This window comes from Leifsonia sp. Y878 (assembly GCF_057669685.1).
In genome coordinates this window covers 26,051-40,536 of record NZ_JBYHFS010000005.1, presented here as the reverse complement: position 1 = coordinate 40,536, position 14,486 = coordinate 26,051, and the positions used below count along the sequence as shown (strand labels likewise).

The following is a 14,486-nucleotide window of genomic DNA, read 5'->3' as shown; positions in this document are numbered from 1 at the left end:
GCTTGATACCGGTTCGTGTGGGACGTGGTTGTCCGATGGAAGAACAACAGATGACGAGTGTCTGATTTAGACCGCCGCAGTTTCCACGATCGCCATCGTTGAAGTGTTCCAGGGGCGAAGTAGCTGAGGGGCCGCCGCGTTGTTCTCCAGACGGATTTCTGGGCGCCCCTGGTTGTTCGCTGAATGTCTCCGGTCGTTCACGAAGCGGATCTATCTTCAACCTGTTCCGCGTCTGCGGGAACAAAGAGACCCCAATGGAGAATCCGTGAACCCGTTTAAACCCCTCGGAGCCGTCGCTGCCGCGGCGATCATAGCGACGATGCTCGCTGTGGCGCCTGCTGCCGTCGCGTCTGGCCCCACCGTCGTCACCACGTATGACGAGCTTAAGGCCGCGGTCGCGGCGGCGACCGACCCGAGCGTGCCGACCGAGATCGTGCTGTCGGGCGATCTCGTGGCTGACGCGATCCTGAAAATCTCCGGCAATGTGGTGCTCGAGGCGGACCACCCGGTCACGCTCAACCTCGGGGCCTCCACGGTCGAAGTCGGTCCTGGCTCCGCCCTCACCATCGACGAGAACGTCACGATCTCGCAGCCCGAGGTGGGCAACACCCACCCCGTCCGCCTGCTCGACAACACCCACCTCACCGTGAAGGGTCGCATCCTGAGCGCCGCGACGGGCCGCAGCGTCTACACGGTCAACGCCGGGGGCACGGGCACCCGGGTGGACGTTATCGGCGGAGAGGTCACGACCGTCAATGGCCGCGCCCTTTACAGCAACGACGCGGCGAATGTCTGGACCCTCGAGGGCGCCACGATCACGGCGACCGGCACGGGGGCCGCCACCTACCGTGGCTGGTACGTCGTCCGCGGCGACACCGCGATCACGGGATCGGTCGGCGGCGGTGCGCAGTACTACGACTTCCGCGGCTACCAAGTGGACGCCTCCCCGGCGCCCCGCGCCTTCGAGAGCGGCGACCTCGTCGCCCTTGCCGGCAGTGGTTCTTCGAAAGATAATGCGGTTGACGCGCAGCTCTTCTATACAACGGACGGTAGCGACCCGGCCAGTTCCGCCACGACGAAGCCCTACACCACGCCCTTCCCCATCGCGGTCGGCACTACGGTGACGGCGACCTTCATGAAGGACGGCTACCGCGGACAGAACGAGGCCTTCGTCTACGATCGCGACAACGACTCGAAGCCCGGCGCTCTCGCCTCGGTGCAGTCCTTCGCGCTCCTCACGGTGCCTGTCGGCACGCCCGTGGACGAGATTCCGCTCCCCGAGCTTGCAACCGCGACCCTGACCGACGCACGCACCAAGGTGCTCGCCATCGACTGGGACGATACGGCCGTCGACGCTTCGGTGGAGGGGACCGTCGAACTCACCGGAGCACTTGTCGTCACTCCCTCCCTCAGCAACCCGCAGAACATCGCGGCAAGCATCGTGCTGCACGTGGGCGAGTCGGCCATCTCGGAGTTCGCTCTCACGCGCGAGCCCCTTCTCACCGCTGGCAAGAGCAACACCCGCGCCGGCACCACTGTAGGCTCCTTCTCCGCCGAGGGCGGCGATAGCACCTCGTACGCCTACACCCTCACAGGTGGTGCGGATGACGCCTCCTTCACGATCGACGGAGGCCGCCTCGTGGCCGCGCAGGACCTTGCCGGACGCGTTTACACCGTCGAGGTGAAGGCCGCGAGCGGCCGTCAGGAGCTCACACGGTCCTTCACTCTCTCTGTCGCCCCCGAGGGCGAGCCGCTCGCGATCGCCGATCCCTATGAGGGCGTGGACTGGGAGACCGTGCAGCAGCTCAAGGCCTCGTTGCACAATCACACGGAGAACTCACGCCGCGAATGGCCGAACGAAGGCTCTACCGGCAACGTAGCCTCGCGCATCGGGGTCTACGAGGGCCTCGGCTACGGTGCCGTCGCGATCACCGATCACGACTTCGTGTCCTATCCCTGGGATAACTGGGGTCTCACACGCTCGCCGGTCATCGCCATCCCCGGCAACGAGGTAAGCAAGAACGCCCACATCCTGAGCTTCTTCTCCACCTACATGGACAGCCCAGGGCAGGGACCGAATCACACCGTGGGGATGGACCAGAATATCCAGAACACAGGCGCCCTCGGCGGCTTCCTCTACATCGCGCATCCCAGCCGTTCCGGCGGCGCGACGGAGGACCCGAACTACACTCAGAGCCTGCTCGAGGAATACCCGCAGGTGCGTGGCTTCGAGGTGCTCAATGCCGGTCAGTTCACGAACAATCACAGCGAGGAAATCTGGGACGACCTGCTCACCAAGATGATGCCCGAAAGGCCCATCTACGGCACGTCCTCGGACGACGCACACGGTGACAGTATGTCTGCCATCGGCACAGGATGGACCAACATCCTGGCCGCTGAGAAGGATCAAGCCTCGGTGCGCGACGCGCTCTTCAATGGGCAGACGTACTTCTCCACTTACCGTGTCGACCCGGCCAAGGATGACAATAAGCCCAACCCGGGCGTGCCAGCCCCCCGGATCGACAGCATCGATGTCACGGGTAGCACGATCACGATTGCGGCGACCGGCGCGGAGGCAATCCAGTGGATCAGCGCCGGCGGCAAGGTCGTGGCGACCGGTCCGAGCATCGACGTGAACGACGTCGCCGGGGCCTCGAAGTACATCCGTGCCCGTCTCTACGGGGTAGGCATGCAGACGCAGACGCAGACGCAGCCCTTCGGCCTCTTCGAGCAGAGCACCCAGGACACGACTGACCCGGTCATCACCCTGAGTACGGAGCCTGCCACCACGGTCGAGCCTGGCGACGAGCTCGACGTGCCTGCGGCCTCAGCGATGGACGACCGGAGCGGTGCCCTTGCGGTGCCGTCCACGGTCATCACGCCCGAGGGCGACCGCGTGCTCGCGATCGACAACCGCTACACACCCGCTGAGGAGGGCGCATACACGATCGAGTACGCGGCGACGGACGCGGCGGGCAACCGTGCGATCGTCACGCGCACGGTGACGGTCTCGGACGAGCCCGGCGCTGGCGAGCCCGGCGCTGGCGAGCCCGGCGCTGGCGAGCCGGGTGCTGGCGAGCCGGGTGCTGGCGAGCCGGGTGGTGGCGAGCCGTCCATCCCGGCGGCACCCTCCGAGGACGACCTCACCGACACCAACCGCGGCGACGTGAGCGCTCCGGATAGCGTGCAGCTCGGCCAGCCGTTCACGCTCGTCGTAGGCGAGGAGCACTCGGGCGAACCCGTGCGCGTGTTCGCCTTTTCGGAGCCGAAGCTCATCGGCGCTTTCACCGTGGCGGCGGCCGGTTCGCTACGGATCGCGCTGCCGGAGAGTCTGTCCGTGGGCGAACACCGCATCGCCGTGCAGGCTGTGGACGGCACGATCATCGGCTGGACCGAGATCACCGCGACCGCTGCGGCCCCTTCAGGCAGCGGTGGACCCGGCGTCGGAAACGGCAACGCAGGAAGCGGAAGCGGATCTCAGGGTGACCTGGCCACCACGGGTGGTGAGCTGCCAGGCGGCGTGATGATCACGACCGTGCTGCTGCTCGCCCTCGGCGGCCTGTTCCTGTTGCGTGCGCGCCGCCGCGCTGCGCGCGACTGATCGCCTCGGCATCCTGACACCGGCCCGGCCGCTCCCGCAGAGCAGCCGGGCCGGTGAACCTGGCGGTTCACTGACTCCGATTGCACTCGGTCAATTCAGCCAAACCTTCGCCGCCGCTGGGGAGAACCCCGAGCTCGGGCAAGTCGCCATCTAAGCTTGGTCTTCTGCCCACGGAAGGAACCTCAATGAGCATGGAAGGCGCGGCCTGGAGCTCGCTGTACAAGATCTCTAGCGCCAGGGACGGCAAGCACGGCTTCTCCCGTGAGTCCGTTCGGCGGATCCTGACGTTCGCGGTGCCCTACCGGTCGAAGCTGCTGACCTTCATCGCCCTCTCCACCGTGGGAGCTTTCCTCGCGGTCGCGACGCCGGTACTCGCCGGCCAGGTGGTCGACGTCATCGTCGCCCAGGGCCAGGTCACCACAATCGTTTGGCTCGCCGTCGTCATCGCCCTCGTGGCCGTGGCCGACGCCGCCGTGTCACTCGTGACGCGCTGGTACTCGGCGCGGATCGGCGAGGGCGTGATCCTGGACCTCCGCACCGCCGTCTTCAACCACGTGCAGAAGATGCCGATCGCGTTCTTCACCCGCACGCGGACGGGCGCCCTCGTCAGCCGCCTCAACAACGATGTGATCGGCGCTCAGCAGGCCTTCAGCGGCACGCTGTCCGGCGTGGTCACGAACCTCGTGGCGCTGATCCTCACCCTGATCGTCATGCTCAGCACGTCCTGGCTCGTGACGGTGCTCGCCGTGATCATGCTCCCCATCTTCCTGGTACCCGCGCGCCGCATGGGCAGCCGCCTCGCCGCGCTGCGCCGCGAGGCTGCCGATCACAATTCCGCCATGAGCACGCAGATGACCGAGCGCTTCTCGGCGCCCGGCGCCACCCTCGTCAAGCTGTTCGGCCGGCCCGACGAGGAGGCCGAGGAGTTCCGCGTTCGCGCCGCCCGTGTCCGCGACATCGGGGTCCGGACCGCGATGCTGCAGTTCGTCTTCTTCACCGCGCTGATGCTCGTCTCCGCTCTCGCCCTCGCGCTCGTGTATGGGCTCGGCGGCTTCCTCGCACTCGCCGGCCAGCTGAATACCGGTGACGTGGTCACCCTGGCGCTCCTCCTCACCCGCCTCTACGCGCCGCTCACCAGCCTCGCAAACGCACGGGTCGAGATCATGAGCGCGGTGGTCAGCTTCGAGCGCGTCTTCGAGGTGCTGGACCTCGATCCGCTCATCAAGGAGAAGTCCGACGCCGTCGCCGTGCCCGAAGGCCAGGTGGCCGTCGAGTTCGACAACGTCCGCTTCGCCTACCCGTCCGCGGACAAAGTGTCCCTCGCCTCTCTCGAGGAAGTTTCCACGCTAGACACCCGCGGCGGCGAGGAGGTGCTGCACGGCGTGTCCTTCAGGATCGAGCCGGGGCAGACCGTTGCCCTCGTCGGTACGTCCGGTGCCGGCAAGTCCACAATTGCGCAGCTCCTCTCGCGCCTGTATGACGTCGACAGCGGCGCCGTGCGCCTCGCGGGGACGGATGTCCGCGATGTCACCTTCGCCTCCATGCGGCACACCCTGGGCATGGTGACGCAGGACGGCCACCTGTTCCACGAGACGATCCTCTCCAATCTGCGCCTCGCGAGGCCAGAGGCGTCCGACGACGAGGTGTGGGACGCCGTCCGCCGTGCGCGGCTCGAGCCGCTCATCCGGTCTCTGCCGGACCAGCTGGACACCATGGTGGGAGAGCGTGGCTACCGGCTGTCCGGGGGTGAGCGCCAGCGGATGACCATCGCGAGGCTCCTGCTCGCCCAGCCGCGCGTCGTCATCCTCGACGAGGCGACGGCGGCGCTGGACTCGACGTCTGAGGCCGCCGTGCAGGCAGCGCTCAGCGAGGCGCTCAAGGGACGGACGGCGATGGTGATCGCACACCGCCTCTCCACCATCCGCAGCGCGGACCAGATCCTCGTGGTTGAGGACGGCTCGATCGTGGAGCGCGGTACGCACGAGGAACTGCTGGCTGCGGGTGGGCGGTACGAAGAATTGCACCGGACCCAGTTCGCCGTGCAGAAGAGTGTTGCGGCCGATGAGGCAGCGCTGAGCGGGGCCTAGTAGTACTGAGCCGACAGGTTGGTGACAGTCAGGGTTGAAAAGGGAGAAGCACCGGTTCCAGTGGACGCACCGCAACCGTACGAACGAGGAGGTTTCCATGGCCGAGCTCTCACCCATCCAGCCGTGTCTGTGGTTTGACGATCAAGCTCGCGAGGCGATGGAGTACTACGTCGACGTGTTCCCGAACTCCCAAATCCTCTCGATCGACGAGTATCCCGACGAGAAGCTCGACGAGCATCTCGTAGACATGACCGGCAAGGTACTGAATGGCCAGTTTCGTCTGAACGGTGTGGACTTCGTCTGCCTCGACGGCGGGCCGGCCTTCACCTTCAGCGAATTGGTCTCCTTTGTCGTGTCCTGCAAAGACCAGGAGGAAATCGACCACTACTGGTCGCGGCTCTCGCACGTTCCCGAGTCGGAGCAGTGCGGGTGGTGCAAGGACCGGTTCGGCCTCAGCTGGCAGATCATCCCCGCGAACATGGGCGAGTTAATCCGTCGCCCGGAGCAGATCCAGGTGATGATGCAGCAGAAGAAGATCGTGATCGCCGAGCTCGAGAACGCTTGATCGGCGTCGTCGACTTTTGCTGGTCTACCGCGAGGTACGGCGGCCCATAGAACGAGGCCGAGGGGGGGCGGATGCCGCCGGCCGCGACCACCGCGCCATCCGTCGCCTGCTCAATATCGACTGAAAGTTCACGCGGACCAGCGGTGGACTATTGAACGGGCCGCCTGCTCAGTGAGCCGAGGAGCTGACCCGAATCGCGCTCAACTACGGAATATCGCACGTTTCCCCGCGATTGTCATCGCAGTGACCGGGGCAGATAATTCCCGACAAATGCCTTGTGGAGGCGTTTTAGCGGTGCGGCTCAATGGGGCCGCATGAGGCCCTCTTCGAAGTGCGTGCCCGGAACTATCTCGTGGTCCCGCAGGAAGTCTCGCACTTGGATTCGCCCGGCCCGAATGTGATCAACAACCTCTTCGAGCGACATATGCCCAAGGTGCCACCCCTCGAGCCGGCGCTGGATATCGTCAAGAGTCTCGAGAACAGTCTCCGGGTGTGGCGACTGGCGAGAGTCCAGAATGTATCCCACGCAGTACCGCGAGAGGTGTTCCGCCCCGCCACGAGTAGTGAGCTTAACGAGTTCGGCCCGGATCTGATGGTCGCTCTCACTACCTGGAACTCGCGCCGCCAAGTCGGAGTACTCGGCTATCGCGGACACGATGCCTTCAATCACGGCTGCGCGAGCAGCTTCGGCGTCGCGCGCTTCGCGCCGCAACCGCTCCTCTTCGCGCTCGCAACGTTCTTGCTGTCGCTCCGAGTCTCGCGAACGCATCTGCATTCTTGTCACACCGTATGTCGTCGAGGCTCCGACGATGGCAATTCCCAGGGGCAGACCAACCGAGATGGCAAATTGAAGCAAGTCGGCGGGAGGGTTCATATGAGAAGCATTCCAACTCGGCATCCAAAAAGGCAGTCCCCTTACGGGATGTTGGACGGTAGAGGAATAATCGCACCCGCCCTTCTTACACTCGTTCACAGCCAAGTCCAATTGCTGAGATATGGCCGCATACCAACGCCTCGCGAATTAGGAGAAGTACCTAGTTGGTGGCGGCGCGGGGAAGTTCTGGGGCTTCGCGCGGCCATCGACGTAGATGCGCTGAATGAACTGCCCTTGTGCCGCGCCAGTTTTGAATACCTAGAGCTGAAACTGAATCCTGGAAGGTCACCCCTTCTGGGGAGTCAATCCCGGCCGTTGCTCTGTCGTCCGAGACATGCCGACGAAGTACCGGTGCAGAACTCCGGCCTTTGATGGTGATCTGTTCCGCCAGCGCAAACCGACCCATCGCAGCGAAGTAGTAGTGCGAATTGCGACGAATGGCAATGTCGGCAGTTGCAAGTAGAGTTCGACCTACCAGCGCCGACGTTGGCCCTAAGGTGAGAGGAAACTCACAATCATCAGGAGTAAGCATGGGCAGCGAGATCGAGTTGGTGAGCGACGGCGACAGTCTCGTGGCTCTTGGCACCTCAGCCGACGTCGAACGTCTTTTCCTCTCAATGGGACTGGACCATGCCCCGTCGCGGGGCATTGATCTTCATCGTCTCTGGTCTTTCGCCGGCACAAGCGCGGCCGCCATCGAGGTCGGCGCTAACGTAGCCGCGAATTCCGGACGTTGGGTCAAGCTAACCGCCGAGTCGGCGGAGGCCGTAAAGAAGTTTGGATTGATGCCAACGAAGACCCCGGGTGTCAGCCACGCAATGATCGGTGATTCAGGCGACATCAAACAGTGGCTTCAGATCGTGAAAGCCCCGTCCGTGTTGCTTAGCGGACCACTTGCCCTGACGGCACTATCCACGATGATGCAACAGCGCGCGCTGCAGCAGCAAATGGACGAGATCGCCGAGTACCTTCAGGAGATCAACGAGAAGGTCGACGATGTTCTGCGGAATCAGAAAGATGCCGTGCTGGCGGACATGATCGGTGTCGACCTGATCATCGAAGATGCTTTGACCGTCCGTGACAATGTCGGTCGCGTCTCTGAAGTCACGTGGTCGAAGGTGCAAGCGAGTGCGATGACGCTTGCGCGCACGCAGGCCTACGCGCTTCGCCAGCTCGACACCGTCGCCGAGAAACTTGAGAAGAAAGCCGACCTAGGCGAGATCGCCAAGGCGACGAGGATTGCCGAGCCGAAGATTCACGAATGGCTCCGGGTCCTTGCACGCACGGTGCAGCTCCAAGACGGTGTCTCGATACTCGAACTCGATCGAGTGCTCGACGCAACGCCTGAGGACTTGGCGAGCCACCGGCTCGGTCTGAGCACAGCCCGTCAGAATCGTCTCGCACTCATCACCCGCAGTACGGCGCGCATTCTCTCCCAGATGAACGAGACAGTACAGCGTGCCAACACTGCGGTGCTTCTGAATCCCTTCGATTCTCCGGCCGCTGTTAAATCGAGCAACCAGGTTGCGGCGGGCGTTCTCGATTTTCGCGGACGACTTGGGATCGAATCGGGTCACGAGTCTACGGTTGCAAAGCGTTGGGTTCAGGCTGTTGGCGAGGTACGGGATAAGGCTCTCGCCTCGGCAACGGGAGGAGTCGCTGCCGCCGGGCGCGCAGGAGCGGAGTCTTTCGACTGGGCCGCAGGAGCGTTCCGCGCAGTCGACGTCGACGGGGACGGTAGCCCTGATAAGTCACGGGTTGCGGTTGCTGCAGGCAATGCCAACGCCGCGGTCAAGGGGGCGGCAACCAGTGTTACCGGTGCGATTGGATCGATGTTCACGCGCAAGACAGACCAAAGTGCCTCTTCTGAAGCGCCAATCCCTGAGATCTCCTCTGAAAAGCATTGATCCTCGCCAGCAGCGACCAACGAGCGAGCGATTGCGCCTCATGCGCGCCCAACCTGTACTGAGTCATGACGTTGGTGACAGTCGACTGATCGGTGTTGCTCCGAGTTAATACGGTGCCAGAACCCTTGTAAATCAGCGCGGAGACTGAGACCGGTTCAGCTCCGATATCCCACCGACCGACCGCTGATGCGCTGCTACTCGCGTTCACGGGTCCTCCGCCCGTGAACTCGAGTCGCAATGATGGGTACGCTCGTTGAGGCGCGTTGCATTTCACGTGCCGCTCGGCGGGCAATGTCCCGTCGCGCTCAGCTCGAACGAGAAGGAAACACCGTGTCTGATCACGCAAGAATCAAAGGCCACACCGTGACCCGCACCGTGCACATCGAGGCCGCGCGCGCGAGCGTCTGGACGGCGCTGACCGACCCCGAGGTGATGGTCAAGTGGTTCGGAGACGGTGTGGGGTTCGCCGCCCTCGAGCCCGGCGCTACCGGCAGCATCGACTGGGAGGGCTACGGCAGCTTCCCGATCGAAATCACCGAAGTGGTGCCCGACAGCTCGTTCGGCTTCCGTTGGTCAGGAATCCCCGCCGAACAGCTCGACGAGTACTCGACGCACGTGCGCTTCACCATCTCCGATGCTGGCACCGGAACGGATGTCACGGTGATCGAATCGGGCTTCGACACACTCCCCGGCGGTACCCGCTACCGTCGCGCACGTCTTGAGCAGAACCGAGAGGGCTGGGACGTCGAACTCGACGAGCTCGCGCTCCTACTCGAGGGTGTCGCCCAGTAGTTCACGATTACGGGGGGCGCTCGACGAGTTAGCCACCTTGCTCGGCCGGTAGAGGATTATTTGGCAGAGCGCAGAGAATGTGCGCGAAAGTGCTGAAAATCGTCCAGTGATTCAGCGGCCTGTGAATTTTAGGAACAACTCGCCCCGACGCGTCCACTCGCCGCTGACCGTGTCACGGCCGATGACCGTGAGACCGAGATCAGTGAAGAAGGCGATTGCTGCTTCAAGGTCGCGAACGGCAATCCCGACGTTCTCGAGTTTGATGGCCATGCGCTGAAAGCTTGTCACTCGTGTTTCTTGCCGCCGAGACCTGGCACCGAAGCGACCTGTTTCATCCATGCCGCGATCTGGGTTTCGTCGAGGTCGCCCAGGGACTTGAGCTCCACGCCCCGAGTCGACTTGCCCATGCCCACCGGCGTCACCGGCGGAACCGGGTCGAGCGATGCACCATTGACGAACATGAGCTTCACATGGCCGGCGAAGCCTCCGCAGCTGAAGCACCACCCGTCGCCGACGCCGTAGTACGCCATGCCCCACTTCACGGAGCGCTGGAGGCCGGGCAGCGTCTTGGCCGCCAGCGCGTCGACCGCCTCGGCGATACCGCGCTGCGGCTGCGGCAGGCTGGCGATGTAAGCGAAGACGGGCTGGTCGCCGACCGCTGCTTTCGCGGGGCTTGCCCGGCCGGTCATGGCTTCCGGCAGCGTCCAGACGGCATCGTCTTGTGCCACGGCATCCGTCGCCGGTTTCTGGGCCTCGTTCTCGCCGATCTCCCTGCTGTCCACGGTGGGATACTACTCCCGGCGCGCCCTTGAAGTGCGGGGACGGACTCGCCTCGCCCGAAGCGGGTGCTGCGCTAGGCATCACCGTCGAATTGCCGCTACCTACTCAGTGTCCCATTGCTCGCTCAGTTCTTGATCGACTGGTTTCAACGCGCTGCCCGCCTCGTTGTCTATTAGACCGAATGGAGGAAGATTCGGGTCGCGGGTGTAGCGCACGATCACGTCCCCTTCTGCTGTCGTAGGCGGGGTGTTGTCGACGACAATGACCTGAGCGCCACTCCCTGCTCCCGTCAGCCACTTCTCAATGTGGACGTAAAGCCGCTCAATTAGATGGATGTCTGCAAATTCGTCGTCGTCGGCGAGACCCCCAAGGTTCTTCTGGGGCGTGTCGATCATTAAGTACCCGGGATGCGCACCGTTCGTCTCGTATGCGACTTCGAAGACTGCGAGCATCCAAGCAAGCGTCAGGAGAACTTGCCCGCCACTACTCGCTTCATTGAAATGTTCACCCTTAGCAAAGGGCACGAGCTTATCGTCGAGGTAAGGAGGAAGAGTCCCAGGTTCGTCAATCTTCGGATATTCGATCTCATGTAGTATCGCCGAGAACCTTACGCTCAAGTCCGATACGACTGAGTTCCGATCCGGACGAGCCTTTGTCTCCTGCTGTTCTCTTCGAAGTACATCCAAGTTGCGTCGTGCTCGATCGAAGTTGGCCTCTCGCGCCTGGAGACCGGTTCGAAGCTTGAGCCCGCTGCTCACGGCGCTGCGAAGAACGAGGTTGGCCTGGCGGCGCCCTTGGAGTTCGTTTCGCTCGCCCAAGAACGGACTAACGGCCGAGCGCGTGGCGGCGTCTAGTTCGCGGCTGGCATTCGATTCGAGATTTGCCGCCGACTGGGCGATTTCCTGCAAGGCCGGTAGGCCGGCGCTGAGGCGCTGCCAGTATTCGTCGAGCTCTTTGTAGCGCCTCTTTGCCGCTTTGAGCTCTTGGCGCGCGAGTTCAATTCCCACTCGAGAACCATGGGCAGCGAGTGGCTCTTCGTCAGCGACAGCGTGTACGGCGTGGTGGCAAAGGCTGCAATATCCGTTGTCCCGATTCGGGACTGTGTCAAGCGAATTGAAACAGACCGGGCACGTGGTTACTGACAGCTGATCGAACACGCTTTCTGCGTCCGCGAGTAGCGAGAGCTTGCGAACGTCGTCCGCATACTGGGCCCGTAGGCTTGCAAACCTGTCGACCACAGAAATCCGATCGCGCACAAGCGCCTCCGACTCGGCGGCTTTGGTTGCCATCGTCGCATGTCGTTGACGCAGCTCCTGCGCAAAGTCGGATGCAGCAGTTTCACGCTGAGTAAGGAGGCGCAGCTTATTGGTCAGAGAAGCCAGTTCTTTGTCGAGGTCTTGAGCCTCGACCTCGAGTGCGTCGTGGCTCTTCGGCTGTTGTTGAGCGACGAACTCTTGCAACGCTTCTACTGACTTCCGATGAAAAGTAAGAGCTGTCTGAGCTTCTTTGATCCGTCGGGCGAGGTCGGCTTGATAGTTGTCGTGAACGCCGAATACTGCGTCCACAACTTGACGAAGCTTGAGCTCTTTCATCCTGTGGCCGGCGTGAAGAAGCTGCAGGCTGCCCACTCGTTCGTTGTAGAACAGTGTCAGCCAAGTGAGGTCTCGAAAGCCGAGGGCATCCGCTCCCGAGTCATCCTTGGATGGCGCTTCTTTCAATTTCACGTCTTGCAGGCCAACGGTGGTGAGCAACCATTGCGAGATGCTGTCGCTATCGCTGATGGGTTCAACGATTCGACTCGACGCCGTCAAGCCATCCGCCACATCCATGAGGGACGGATAGACCAGGACGTTATTCGCCCCCAGTGCACGCTCTAAGGTGTAATACCCGTCCGGCGTCTGTAGCTCCACGACTACAGCACGCACTTGGCGCTGCACTTCCTTATTCCTAGGGAAGGAACTGGCCCCTAGCGCGTAGTCAATGAACTTGAAAATGCTGGTCTTGCCGGTGTTCGTGCGACCTGCGATGATGCCGATAGGGCGGTGGCGACCACTTGCTCGTTCACGAAAGTCGACGTCGTAGTTTTTCGTTACCCCTAGGAGACGAAGGCGTCGCACACGGATTCCGCGGCTAAGGGAACGGCCCTCGGTTGAAACAGCTTCGTTGAGACTCTCTTGGGAATGTCCCAAGTTCGAACGCTCGTGGCCTGTATTAGAAGTCATTGTCTACTTCATTCTGAAATCGATTGGTTTGAACTTTGACTTCGAGATTGTCGAAGCCGATGTCCCAGCTGCCATAGAGGTCGAGTAGAAGGGGTGGGGTCTGCAGCCATTGCCGAGCTGACGCCGCGAGCTGCGAATCGCTGAGTTTCTTGAATTTCTTGTGGACAACACGGACGGACTCCCGATACTGATCGGCGTACAGTGCGGTAAGCGCCTCCGCAAACTCGTTGCCTCGAGGTGCAATGCCGTACCCATCCCCTCGGGGTGCTACAAACCCATACGCGACTAGAAGGGAGAAATCATGTTGAAGCCTCCGTCGCCTGTTCGCAAATCGTGGTCCAGTCGAGGCATATGAAAGCTGCCGCTCGTCGAAAGCGGAGCGGTGGAGTCTGGCTCGATCCGCTTGGTCGTCGTCTCCGAAAATTGCGAAGGGATTCGCCGCGAAGAAGTCGTAATAAGCGATTCGTTCGAGATCGACGCCTTTCGAGTCTGTCGGGGCAATTTCGTCGAGCAGGATCACTAGTTGAGCGATTCGGAACACCGGGCTTTCCTCAGGAGTCCCGTGTGAATCGAAATCGTCAAGTTCGGATGCGTCCGCACTGAACTGAAACTCGTTGCCGGTCACGCTTCGGGCGCTTCATCGAGAATCAGGCTGCCACGATGTTCTGCCGCAACATCGCGCCAGTCGTGAACCCAGCCAGCGCGTGAATCTTCGACGATGCGATGCATGAGTCCTCGTTTGTGGACGTCGCGAAGCGGGAGCTCGGGAGGGGCTACTAACTTCTTGGTTTGACTCATTACGCCGGCAAAAAGTCTACGAGCGGAATCGGAATAGGCCTCGGCTGTCGGGCCCGTTGCTGGGTCGGCGAGAGCATCCTCCCAAGTGCTGAGCAACGTGGAGTCGATTTCGGCGACCGCTGCCATTTCGGAAGGCATCGAACGCGCTACGACGTCTCGTACGAGAAGGTCGGCATTGAAAAACGCCGAACGCTGCCCATCCATCTCTTCGATTCCGGCGACAGCCATCTGACGTGTGAAAAGGGCGCCTTCGTAGTCGGGCGTCTCCTCTAGGGAAATCATCGGCGGAGCCGCTGCCGACGAACCAATCGTCGCATTGCGCGCTTCGACAATGTCCTTATTGGGACCGTAAAACTCCGCCCAAACATCCTGTGCATCCGGCGACGCAAGTTTGCGCCGCAGCCGAGGCGCGTCCCATAGGTCGAGTTGCACGTGGGGGTATTGCTTTGTCCATTCCCGCACCTTGCCGTCCCACCATTTTCGCTCGGCGGGACTCAGCTCGCACGCCACGCAGAGGGTCCATGCGTCAACCGAGTACCCGTTGAGGTCGGCATGGCGCATCGCAGAAGCAAACGATTCGCGGATCTGTTTCTTCTGCGAGTCCCCAATTTTCTCGTGGAAATACTTGGACTGCCAGATCAGTATCGTGTTTACCAGGCTACCGACCATGACATCGATACCCCAGTCGCCGGGATCCGCCCGAAGGTCGGTGGCAGTTGGATGCTCCATTCCCACCAGGCCGGATAGCATCCGGTGAAAGACAACGCGTCCGCCGTCTTCGCTTCCGGCATCGATGGCGTGGATTCTGAAATCGATGTTCGACGGTTTCGTCATGAAATAGCGACCATCGCGGGTTTCCG

General features: G+C 62.3%; 10 protein-coding genes and 1 pseudogene. 5 read left to right on the top strand and 6 right to left on the bottom strand.

Annotated features, from left to right (window positions below):
* Window positions 1-265: 265 nt before the first annotated feature.
* From AC25Y4_RS15325 to AC25Y4_RS15315, 3 genes are all read left to right on the top strand, one after another.
* Window positions 266-3,601, top strand: a complete 3,336-nt coding sequence (locus tag AC25Y4_RS15325; RefSeq protein WP_488121297.1) for an immunoglobulin-like domain-containing protein — start codon at window positions 266-268, stop codon at window positions 3,599-3,601.
* Window positions 3,602-3,786: 185 nt separating this feature from the next.
* Window positions 3,787-5,688, top strand: coding sequence for an ABC transporter ATP-binding protein (locus AC25Y4_RS15320; protein WP_488121296.1), 1,902 nt, complete (start codon window positions 3,787-3,789; stop codon window positions 5,686-5,688).
* Between the two features lie 97 nt (window positions 5,689-5,785).
* The gene (locus tag AC25Y4_RS15315; RefSeq protein ID WP_488121295.1) at window positions 5,786-6,253 is read left to right on the top strand and encodes a VOC family protein; all 468 of its coding nucleotides are present in this window, start codon (window positions 5,786-5,788) and stop codon (window positions 6,251-6,253) included.
* A gap of 301 nt (window positions 6,254-6,554) precedes the next feature.
* Here AC25Y4_RS15315 and AC25Y4_RS15310 read toward each other — a convergent pair whose 3' ends face one another.
* Complete coding sequence (locus AC25Y4_RS15310) at window positions 6,555-7,127, bottom strand: hypothetical protein (protein ID WP_488121294.1); 573 nt, start codon at window positions 7,125-7,127, stop codon at window positions 6,555-6,557.
* Between the two features lie 530 nt (window positions 7,128-7,657).
* On the opposite strand from AC25Y4_RS15310, the gene AC25Y4_RS15305 reads away from it, so the two are divergent.
* Window positions 7,658-9,034: a hypothetical protein gene (locus AC25Y4_RS15305; protein WP_488121293.1), complete on the top strand. Its 1,377-nt coding sequence runs from the start codon at window positions 7,658-7,660 to the stop codon at window positions 9,032-9,034.
* A gap of 330 nt (window positions 9,035-9,364) precedes the next feature.
* Window positions 9,365-9,826 (top strand): SRPBCC domain-containing protein, encoded by a 462-nt coding sequence (locus AC25Y4_RS15300; protein ID WP_488121292.1) that lies wholly within the window; start codon window positions 9,365-9,367, stop codon window positions 9,824-9,826.
* A gap of 153 nt (window positions 9,827-9,979) precedes the next feature.
* Here the strand turns inward: AC25Y4_RS15300 and AC25Y4_RS15295 are convergent.
* From AC25Y4_RS15295 to AC25Y4_RS15275, 5 genes and pseudogenes are all read right to left on the bottom strand, one after another.
* Window positions 9,980-10,096 (bottom strand): annotated as a pseudogene (locus tag AC25Y4_RS15295) (VOC family protein); the annotation flags it as partial.
* 14 nt (window positions 10,097-10,110) lie between these two features.
* The gene (locus AC25Y4_RS15290; protein WP_488121291.1) at window positions 10,111-10,608 is read right to left on the bottom strand and encodes a DUF1801 domain-containing protein; all 498 of its coding nucleotides are present in this window, start codon (window positions 10,606-10,608) and stop codon (window positions 10,111-10,113) included.
* A gap of 99 nt (window positions 10,609-10,707) precedes the next feature.
* On the bottom strand, window positions 10,708-12,828 hold the full coding sequence (locus tag AC25Y4_RS15285; RefSeq protein ID WP_488121290.1) for a hypothetical protein: 2,121 nt from the start codon (window positions 12,826-12,828) through the stop codon (window positions 10,708-10,710).
* A complete protein-coding gene (locus AC25Y4_RS15280) occupies window positions 12,818-13,453 on the bottom strand; it encodes an ABC-three component system middle component 2 (protein ID WP_488121289.1) in 636 nt (211 codons plus the stop codon). The genes AC25Y4_RS15285 and AC25Y4_RS15280 overlap by 11 nt, the downstream gene beginning before the upstream one ends.
* A complete protein-coding gene (locus AC25Y4_RS15275; protein ID WP_488121288.1) occupies window positions 13,450-14,460 on the bottom strand; it encodes a hypothetical protein in 1,011 nt (336 codons plus the stop codon). Before AC25Y4_RS15275 ends, AC25Y4_RS15280 begins: the two co-directional genes overlap by 4 nt.
* Between the last annotated feature and the right edge of the window lie 26 nt (window positions 14,461-14,486).